This is a genomic window from Aquimarina longa SW024 (assembly GCF_001401755.1).
In the GTDB taxonomy this organism is placed as follows: domain Bacteria; phylum Bacteroidota; class Bacteroidia; order Flavobacteriales; family Flavobacteriaceae; genus Aquimarina; species Aquimarina longa.
In genome coordinates, this window is record NZ_KQ474102.1 from 351,465 (window position 1) to 360,951 (window position 9,487).

14 protein-coding genes and 1 tRNA gene are annotated in these 9,487 nt (G+C 27.5%); 11 read left to right on the top strand and 4 right to left on the bottom strand.

Annotated features, from left to right (window positions below):
• Positions 1 to 217 precede the first annotated feature (217 nt).
• The 4 genes from N456_RS17665 to N456_RS17680 all read left to right on the top strand — a co-directional run bounded on the left by N456_RS17665 (position 218) and on the right by N456_RS17680 (position 3,949).
• Positions 218 to 2,092, top strand: coding sequence for a tetratricopeptide repeat-containing sensor histidine kinase (locus N456_RS17665; RefSeq protein ID WP_062060056.1), 1,875 nt, complete (start codon positions 218 to 220; stop codon positions 2,090 to 2,092).
• A complete protein-coding gene (locus N456_RS17670) occupies positions 2,089 to 2,844 on the top strand; it encodes a LytR/AlgR family response regulator transcription factor (RefSeq protein ID WP_062060063.1) in 756 nt (251 codons plus the stop codon). The genes N456_RS17665 and N456_RS17670 overlap by 4 nt, the downstream gene beginning before the upstream one ends.
• Before the next feature lie 38 nt (positions 2,845 to 2,882).
• Complete coding sequence (locus tag N456_RS17675; RefSeq protein ID WP_062060065.1) at positions 2,883 to 3,035, top strand: hypothetical protein; 153 nt, start codon at positions 2,883 to 2,885, stop codon at positions 3,033 to 3,035.
• 101 nt (positions 3,036 to 3,136) lie between these two features.
• Positions 3,137 to 3,949 (top strand): hypothetical protein, encoded by an 813-nt coding sequence (locus tag N456_RS17680; protein ID WP_062060067.1) that lies wholly within the window; start codon positions 3,137 to 3,139, stop codon positions 3,947 to 3,949.
• A gap of 46 nt (positions 3,950 to 3,995) precedes the next feature.
• Here the strand turns inward: N456_RS17680 and N456_RS17685 are convergent, their stop codons facing one another.
• Entirely contained in the window at positions 3,996 to 4,508 is a 513-nt protein-coding gene (locus N456_RS17685; protein WP_062060070.1) for an adenine phosphoribosyltransferase, read from the bottom strand.
• An 89-nt stretch (positions 4,509 to 4,597) separates the two neighbouring features.
• Between N456_RS17685 and N456_RS17690 the strand changes: the two genes are divergently transcribed.
• From N456_RS17690 to N456_RS17695, 3 genes are all read left to right on the top strand, one after another.
• Complete coding sequence (locus tag N456_RS17690; RefSeq protein WP_062060072.1) at positions 4,598 to 4,819, top strand: hypothetical protein; 222 nt, start codon at positions 4,598 to 4,600, stop codon at positions 4,817 to 4,819.
• Positions 4,794 to 4,970, top strand: a complete 177-nt coding sequence (locus N456_RS24590; protein ID WP_158447925.1) for a hypothetical protein — start codon at positions 4,794 to 4,796, stop codon at positions 4,968 to 4,970. The genes N456_RS17690 and N456_RS24590 overlap by 26 nt, the downstream gene beginning before the upstream one ends.
• Positions 4,971 to 5,278: 308 nt before the next feature.
• Positions 5,279 to 5,352, top strand: a tRNA-Arg gene (locus tag N456_RS17695).
• Here N456_RS17695 and N456_RS23795 read toward each other — a convergent pair.
• Complete coding sequence (locus tag N456_RS23795) at positions 5,318 to 6,895, bottom strand: recombinase family protein (RefSeq protein ID WP_082422579.1); 1,578 nt, start codon at positions 6,893 to 6,895, stop codon at positions 5,318 to 5,320. The genes N456_RS17695 and N456_RS23795 overlap by 35 nt on opposite strands.
• A gap of 3 nt (positions 6,896 to 6,898) precedes the next feature.
• Positions 6,899 to 7,051, bottom strand: coding sequence for a hypothetical protein (locus N456_RS24595; RefSeq protein ID WP_158447866.1), 153 nt, complete (start codon positions 7,049 to 7,051; stop codon positions 6,899 to 6,901).
• A 575-nt stretch (positions 7,052 to 7,626) separates the two neighbouring features.
• On the opposite strand from N456_RS24595, the gene N456_RS25185 reads away from it, so the two are divergent.
• A complete protein-coding gene (locus tag N456_RS25185) occupies positions 7,627 to 7,761 on the top strand; it encodes a hypothetical protein (RefSeq protein ID WP_262482852.1) in 135 nt (44 codons plus the stop codon).
• 372 nt (positions 7,762 to 8,133) lie between these two features.
• On the top strand, positions 8,134 to 8,310 hold the full coding sequence (locus tag N456_RS24600) for a hypothetical protein (protein ID WP_158447926.1): 177 nt from the start codon (positions 8,134 to 8,136) through the stop codon (positions 8,308 to 8,310).
• Here the strand turns inward: N456_RS24600 and N456_RS17705 are convergent, their stop codons facing one another.
• Complete coding sequence (locus N456_RS17705) at positions 8,311 to 8,775, bottom strand: hypothetical protein (RefSeq protein WP_062060076.1); 465 nt, start codon at positions 8,773 to 8,775, stop codon at positions 8,311 to 8,313.
• Positions 8,776 to 8,881: 106 nt separating this feature from the next.
• On the opposite strand from N456_RS17705, the gene N456_RS17710 reads away from it, so the two are divergent.
• Positions 8,882 to 9,079, top strand: coding sequence for a helix-turn-helix domain-containing protein (locus N456_RS17710; protein ID WP_062060078.1), 198 nt, complete (start codon positions 8,882 to 8,884; stop codon positions 9,077 to 9,079).
• A gap of 69 nt (positions 9,080 to 9,148) precedes the next feature.
• Positions 9,149 to 9,460, top strand: a complete 312-nt coding sequence (locus N456_RS17715) for a hypothetical protein (protein ID WP_062060080.1) — start codon at positions 9,149 to 9,151, stop codon at positions 9,458 to 9,460.
• The last annotated feature ends 27 nt before the right edge of the window (positions 9,461 to 9,487 follow it).

Here is a 9,487-nt window from a genome sequence, read left to right on the forward strand (position 1 = left end):
TTAAAACACTATTATAGACACATAATCATCTATATATAATCAAATAAGATAATAAAAACATAAACCTATAATAGCCAGACATTAATAATTGTATTTTCTTATGGTTCCTTTATTTATGCTACATTCAACATCATTTTTAACAAATAAATCATGAAAATCATAAAAAAATAACATAACTTTAAGTGTTTTACCAACTTCAATTACACACATTTTAAATATGAAAATACATAAAATTACACCCTTCCTATTTTTTGTATTTAAACTTTTAATTTCTCTATCTATTTCTGCTCAGAATACAATTGTAACTGATACTTATAAAAAAACAAAAGATTCAACACTTATATATCTTAAGAAAAAACAACATCTGGCACTACGCCTCAACAACAAAGACAGCATCATTAAAAGCTATATTGATTTAACAAATTTTCAAACATTTGAGCAACCAAAAAACACAGATACTAATGAGTTATTTTGGTTATTAAATTATTGCAAAAACAACAATGATAAAAATTGTCGAATAAGAGGATATGTTATGTTAGCTAGACAAATGCATAAAAAAGAAGAATACCTACAAGCTGTAAAATATTATAACAAAGCTGAAGAATTGTCTATAGATTATAAAAAAGGAATAACAGTATGGAGTTTATACATAAATCAAGCAGTTTTATTTAATGAATTATTAGAATCTGAATTTGCTAGAAAAAAATTAAAAAAATCTCTTGAGTACATCAAAGAAGATGAATATCATCTAAGAGCTATTACCCTATTAAATATAGCCTCTACATATGATTCTAATAATCCAGCGGCAATGGTTTATTTTTCTAAAAAAACAATTAATCTTCTTAAAAAAACACCTAAAGATGAGAGCAAAAAAACCTTAAAAGTTGCAGCTAATAATATGGCTTATGGATATATATTACAAAACAAACTATTAGAAGCTTCTAAAATTATTGAAACCTATATCGATACAAACATTATTGCTGAAGATGAGACATTTATTTTTCATACTATAGGAGAATTAAACTATAGATTAAAAAATTATGATAGAGCAATTGATTATTATAAAAAATCAATACAGAACAGTACAAATAAAAGTCCTATTACAGTTATTTCTAGTTTAAATGATCTAGCTGAAGTATATGAAATTAAAGGAGATCTAAAACAATCTATTTATTATTTAAAAGCTAAAAATAACTATCATCAAAAAATCACTAGAAATAATCTAAAAAAAGAGATTGCTCGGTCAGAAATTAATAAAAGACATATCGAAAAGAATAAATTAATTACTCATCTTAAAAACAAAAATTTAAAAACCAATAAGCAAGTTTATAACAGCAAAATTATAGCATTAAGTTCAGGAATACTTACTGTAATATGCATTTTAATTTTTTTAACTATCTATCAAAAAAGTAGGCTGAAAATTGCACACCTAAACGAAAAAATAAGCTTAATTAGATTAAAATCATTACGATCCATAATGAATCCTCATTTTTTGTTTAATTCATTTAACACACTACAAAGTTTTATTCTTCAAAAAAACAAGTTCGAAGCTAGTGAACATATGAGGCAGTTATCACATTTGATCCGAAAGATATTATCTAACTCTGATAGTTTATATATTCATTTTGCAGAAGAATTAGAAATTATAAAAACCTATATCGCTCTTGAAAACAAAAGGTTTAATGACCAATTTAAATTAAAACTAGATATCGATGAGAACTTGTCTGAGTTAAATCCTAAAATACCTTCAATGATTATTCAACCCCATTTAGAAAATGCTGTTGTACACGGATTAAGTTCTAAAAATATAAAAATACTAAAATTATCTTTTCAGCAAAAGAAAGATAGTATCCTATGCATCATTGAAGATAATGGAATAGGTCGTAGAAAATCTTTAGAATTAAATAAGAAATTTAAAAATGATGTACACCTATCTATAGCATCAAGAAATACCTTAGAAAGAATAAAACTTTTAAAAAAAATAGGCTACAAAGAAACCTCCATAAAAATTATAGATCTCTATGATAGTTCTAAAATTCCAAACGGTACACGAATTATCATTAATCTACCTATAATAAACAACCACATATGAACAATCCACTTAAATCTATTATTATTGATGATGAAAAAATGGCACGGAGTAGCTTAAAACTACTATTGAATACATACTGCACCCAAGTAGAAATAATAGGAGAAGGATGGGATGAAGCATCTACAAAAATATTGTTTGAGAAACATCATCCAGATATTGTTTTTTTAGATATTCAGATAGGAAACAACACCATTTTTGATTTGATTCCTAATCTAAAACAAATGAATTTTAAAATAATTTTTATATCTGCACACAATGATTATGCACTAAAAGGATATAGATATAATGCTATTGATTATCTATTAAAACCCATCGACCCTATTAAACTAAAAGAAGCAGTTGCTAAAGCAACTTTATATATCGGAAAAGAACGGCTTTCTAATAAAAAGAATCTTTCTCAAAATTTTAAAACTACTCAGCCTACAAGAGAATCTCCTAAACAAATTATAATATCAGACGCTAAAGGGCTACACTTTATTAAAACTGAAGACATTATGTATTGTATTGCTGAAGGCAATTATACAATTATCACTTTTAGCAACCAACCAAAAATGATAGTCTCCAAAAACCTTAAGTTTTTTGAACAAGAATTATTACCATTCAATTTTTTTAGAGCCCATAAATCAAACCTTATAAATCTAAACTATCTTAAACTATTAAGCAACGATAATGGTGGGCATATCATAATGAGTGACGGAAAAACATTGTCTATATCAAGAGATCGTAAAAGAGAATTATTAAAACGAGTATAAACTACTTAGATTTTTATGTTTTTTTGTACTTTTAAAGTATGCAAAAACATGTTTTTTTGGTAATCGCTAAATTCAATAAAGTAATCCTTCCTAGTTTTACTAAAAAGCGTCTAGATCTTAACAAAGCCTCTAAATTACAACTTCTTATATTTGGATGGAAATTATATGTAATCAAAAAAGCTTTAGGTTGAAAATCATTATTTAGTAAATAATAAAAAAATGCAACACCCATTATTATCTCTCGTATTTAATAATGAAGTTATCATTCCAATAAAGAATTAAAAAGAATCATATGAAAAAATGGATTATTCTAGGGGTGAGTATACTAGGTATGCTTCCCTTAAAAGCATTTACTACAATTATAGAACAAAATTATAGAATTGACCATATTCAATCTGATGAAATAACAGCTATAATTAATAAGAATACATCAGAAAAAGAATTAGAAGATCTAAAAAAATTCTTTTCAGAGAATAGCATAGAATTACTTATAAAAAAAATAAATTATAATGATAAAAATGAGATTACTAGCCTGAATATTATTCTTAAAAAAGGAAATTCAAAAAGTCAATACTCTTCCTCATCACAAACTCCTATTTCAGAAATAGAATTGGGTTACAAAGATGGCAGTTTGTTTATCTCTAGTTCTGGTATGTTTGATATTGCAACTTGGAAGAATCAATCTGGATTTAATAACCCAAAAATCGATATAGATAGTATCATAAAGAAACATCGTTTTGCTTTTAATTTTGATAAAGAAAAAGATTCTGTATTCTTTAATGGACATTTTGATATTCAAAAATTAAAAGAACAAATAATGGAATCTTTTAATTTTGAAGAAAATAATGCTCAAAATTTCTCTTTTAGTGGACCACAAACACATAACTTTCAGAATTCCACATCTAGGAGATTTAGTTTTGTTGATAACCCATATATTGAAAAATTGATTATCATTGATGGAAAAGAAACTGATTTTAAAACCTTAGATTCTTTAGCTAAATCAGACATGTTAGCTGAAGTAGATTTCTTAAAACCCGAAACAGCGATTAGTATTTATGGGGATAAAGCTAAAGATGGAGCAATAATTGCCACATCCAAAAAATAAAACTCAATATGAGCAGCTTTCGGTAAAATGAAAGCTTTTTTTATATTCAATATTTTAAAAGAGCGGATACCGGAGTATTAAGTTGCTCTCTTCCTTTTAGAAAACCCAATTCCATAATAAAATTACACTGCACTACTACCCCTCCTAACTCTTCTACCAAATCACAAACTGCTTTAGCCGTACCTCCAGTAGCAAGTACATCATCATGAATTAGAACATATTCTCCTTCTTTAATAGCATCTACATGTATTTCTAAAGAATCTTTGCCATACTCTAAATTATAACTTTTAGAATTCACATCGTATGGTAGTTTTCCTTTTTTTCTTACTGGTATAAATCCTGCTTTTAAACGTTCTGCAATCATACTTCCCATAATAAATCCTCTAGCCTCTATACCTATTACTTTATCAATTCTAGTAGCTTCTGGACATAATTCAACCAATTGATCTGCACAGCTTATTAAAGCTTTAGGGTTTGCTAATAGAGGGGTAATATCTTTAAATAGAATTCCTGGTTTTGGAAAATCAGTAATATCTCTGATATAATCTTGTATATTCATCAACCGAAAATAATGAAATTTAGAAAAAGAGGCTAAAAAAAGAGAAAAATAGCTAAAAAAATCAATTAATAATTTTTAAAATATCAAATATGCTAACATTAGCAGGAATACTAATGATTCTTGCAGAAATCATCATATTTATTATCAAACCATTTATTAGAATATCTAAAATACTAAATTGGTTTATTGTACGTCGTAATTTTCATATGATTAGGTATTGTATTGGTCTAGCATTAAGTGTTATTTCTGGCATATTTTTTTTTATACAGAACCTAGTAACTGCCTATGCTGTACAATACCCTTGGTATTGAAGAACGTAAAAATTATGAAGTAACACAATTTAAAGCTAAAACACAAAAAACAATGGCAGATGCACAACCTTATGAAAATGCAAAATTGGTAACCACGGACTTACTCACCAAGAACGAGCAGAATGGAAGTATAAAACCCCTTTATATATAGCAAGAGAGCTTGAAGAATTAAAATTATCAGAAATTTATATCCAAGATGGAGGTAAATAAAATAATGATGAAAATTTGTTACAATCATTAATTGGTACTGATCTAGCTAAAAAGATGATGTTAAAAAACAATCTTATCTCTGTGAAACAAATTAATAAATTTTAATTAAAAGTATATTAATAAGCTACTTGATTCTTTTTTTAGCATCGCTTTTCAGGAAAACTTCAAGTAGTTTTTTTCTCACTATAAAAAAATCAATATAAGTTTTGTCAGATATATAAAAAACACATATATTTGCACCCGCAAAAAGGCCTCGTAGCATAACTGAATAGTGCACTTGATTACGGCTCAAGAGGTTGCAGGTTTGAATCCTGCCGAGGTCACAGAAGCGGACAAATTAGGTAAAACTAATTCTTGTCCGCTTTTATTTTTCAGTAGACTCTTTGATAAACAGCTTGTTAACTCCATTATTGGATTTATAGAAGAAGTTTGAACTCGGTCATTTTTTCGATTATACACTATTCCATCGGGAAAGAGTATTTTTTGTAATTTTTGCTTCCCTGTATAATCACTTAACTCCCATATTTTGTGAAGGTTAGAAAATAATAGCAAAGCTTTCTCAATATAATTATCAAGGTTTGAACTCAAAGAACTACTATTCTGGATTTCTTGCTCAATTTCTGCTTTTTCATTAGTAAACTTATCCTTGAATTTTCGATACAATTCAACTTCAATTTCACCAATTACATAACGTTCCTGCATCTTCTCGATTTTATCTTCCAGAACCTTTAGATTCTTTTGTAATATTGGGAGATTATCTTTATCTGTTTTATTAAAATATTCGAAAGTCCATTTTAGTTGCTTTTTAAGTGGAGCAACTAGTTTTTTATCTATTTGGTATATGCTCAATATATCTTTGAAATACTGATGCAGTATTCCTGAATTACGATTACAAGAACAACCGTTGGTTTTGCATTTGTAATAATAAATCCCTTTAGCTTTTACAATAAAACCAGTAAGAGGACTTTTGCAAGAAGCGCAACTGGCAAAACCTTTTAGAGGTAGATTCCCATTCTTTACATTATGTTTACTTTTTTGTTTATTAACACCATTAACCTTAAGAAATACTTCTTTAGAAACTATAGGTTTATGGATTCCTTTCACTACTTTTCCTTCTATTAAGCTATGAGAGAGCAATCCGCAATAGACAGGATTCCTAAACATATCCGAAATCCGTTGTTTATAGATTTTTAGTCCTAGTTTTTTTAAACGCTCTACAATCTCAACATTAGTAAGATTTTCATTAGCTTTCCATAAAAATGCCTTTTTTACTAGTGGAGCTTGGTCACTATGCACTATAATAGGCTTATTGCTTTCATTTCTTGTATTCTTATAGCCCAATGGTGCAACTCCCATAAAGTAACCATTTAACAGCCTATGTCGCATACCTCTGATCGTATTAGTACTTTTTACATCATTATCATATCTACTATACAACAAATGAAAACCTTGCATAAAAGTTCCAGTAGGTGTATCACTATCTACATTTTGAGCAATAGACAATACTTTAATCCCCTTTTTCTTTAGATTCTCTACAGTAGCGATAGCAAGCCCACCTGTTCTTGAATAACGATCTAAACTATACACGATAATATTAGTGATTTTCTTACGCTTTACATAAGCCAACATCTCTTTATAAGCTTTTCGTTCGTCAGTTTTAGCACTCTCATTAATTCCTCCAAAATAAGCATAGACGACATAGCCATTTTGCTTAGCAAAATCTTCACATAATTGTTTTTGACTCTCTAAGCTAGTATTCTCTTTTTGTTTGATATCAGATACTCTAGTGTAGATAACCGCTTTATTGTTTCTAACGATTTTATTAGTATTCTGTTTTGCAAAACTTTGAAAGTGTTCTAATCCCATCTTTTATAATAATTTATGTACTAATAATGATACTTCTTTTAAGGTGGTAATAATCTTCAATACTTCTTGATCCGATAGCTTTTCAAATCCATCAAAAGAGCGAAGCTCATCGATTGTCAATACACGTAAATCATTCTCTTTTTTAGCGTCTTCCATTTAAGTATATATTCGTTTTCTAAAAACGAATATATAGCCATAGCTTGTCTTAAATTCTACTCTTGATAATATTGACTCAGCTAAGAAAACTTTGTCACACATATGGACAATTTTGTTTTTTGCTAGTCTTCTATTTTCTGTGTAATAAATTGATTTTATGAACATAGAAGTCTGGCGTAAGACAATTTTTTACCTTGTCTAATATCATTATTATTTTTATGAGATACAAAACTTTTTGAGAATTAAGACAATACAGAAGATCATGCTGGTGTAAAAATAACATAGAGATAGAAATCGTTTTTTATTTAACAAAAAGGTTAATGAGCATTCAATCCTTTGATTTTCAAAATGTATCTATGGTTATTTAATAAGTATATTTACATATAAATATTGAGGTTTTACCATAATGAAAATTCAAAATTTCTTCTCATATTGCATTTTATAAATAAAACTATTTATTCATAAGGATTTCATTTGAATAGATTAACTTTTTCCATTATCAACCCCAGATAAAGTATAGGAATTAGCATTACTTTAAATTATCTTAGGTACTTAATTTATAAAAATCTAAGATAATGAAGAAATTAGTTTTTGCCTTAATTCTACTATATGCAATAAGTTTTATCTATGTGGGATGTTCTCCTGAACCGCTAGATCAACATGATGAAAAATTACTTGATAAAGACGAAATACAAGAAGGAGATATTTAAAGAATTTGTGATAGGAGGGTTAATATTACTATGCTCTATATTACCATATATACACGATATAGTACCCAAGGGTATTCCTTCTAAAATCTCTGGGTACTCTTCATTAAGAGTTTTTTTATATGTAGTTTTAGTGAACCTATTTGGTTTAATAGGTTGGCTAATTGCTTATTTTGAAGCTAAAGGAAAACGATATCGATTTGTGATCATTGTTCCAATCATAAATGTTCTTTATCAGTTATGTATTTATATTCTAAACCTAAAAAAAACATCATTTAATGATATAAATCTAAAATTTTTAATCACTCTCTCTGCTTGTATATTAATATTCTTGTTTTATTTCTTGAGAAAGTTTAAAAAAAATACAGAAAAGATATGAGTCTTAATAACCTGTATTATGCTCTTCTATTAGACGAATATCGTAAAGATTTAAAGCCAGAAGAAAAAGAAAAACTTAGGAGCCAGATACGTAAAAACTCAAAAATTACTCTTGAAGGGTTACTTGATTTGTTAGAGAAATCAATTGATAAAATTAATAAGACGGAGGAGTAATTAACTAATTCTCTTTTCTTTTTTAAAAAATGTAATCAATTCTTCTATACGATCTAGTAATTCACCTTGGTTAAGAAGAATTCTAGATTGTGCCTCTGTAAGAACATCAAGACTCTTTTGTGATGTATCAAACTTAGGAGTAAGCTGTTTAGATAATATATCTGCAATTTGTGTTAGAATAAATTCATCTGCTTTCTGGTTGATATTTTTATTTTCTTTCAAAGAAATTGGTGAATCAGTACTTTTTTGATTTTTATTGTTGTTGTTTTTCTTTTCTAAATCAGGAAGAAAATAATATATGTTTTTATTTATAACTCGAGCTACATCAAGTAAAAAACTGACTTTAATATCTTTTGCTTTTAGTTTACTTTCTAAGTGTTGAGCACTTATACCAAGCCTTTCAGCTACTTCAACTTGTTGATAGCCTGACATGATAATTTTATTTCTTAAATATTCTCCAGTCATATTTTATAAACAAATTTGTTTATTATAAATAGTTTTATTTATATTTGTGTTATAGTACATAAACAAAGTACGTGTTTTTTTAAGATTGAAGCAAATAATTGATTATATGAACAAGTCATCAAATAAAATAAAAGATAAATATTTCTATGGTATTGGTTCATTGATTGCAAAACGGTTAGGTCTTTCAGAATCTTATGTTCGTAATGTACTTAATGGAAAATTTCCAAATAGAAAGACTAAAAGTACAAGAAAGATAAATGCATTAGCTAAGGAGCTGATGAAGGAAAAAACACTCAATGATTAAATATAAAAAAATAGATGACATCTTATTTTTTAAAGCTCAGACAAAATAATAACCTTAAACTAATTACAAATGGCAATAAGTACAACTTCTAGTCTTAAAGAAAGGAGAATACATCTTTTTGAAGAAAGAGTATTTGCACTATTGAATATTAACCAACAACAATTTAATAGTTGTGTAGAAGAGCATGGAGGGTATGCTTTATTATTACGTAATTGGATCAAAGAAGCATATATACAGCGATTAACCTCTCTAGAGATAGCAACTACTATTCGCAAGTCTCCATTAGCACTAAGTACTATAAAAAACAGTAAACCATTATCTCTAAAATCAAGAAAAACCAATACGACAAATCGATATATTAAAAATTACTTAAAACCTTAAAAAAAATGAAACCCCATATAGCCCACT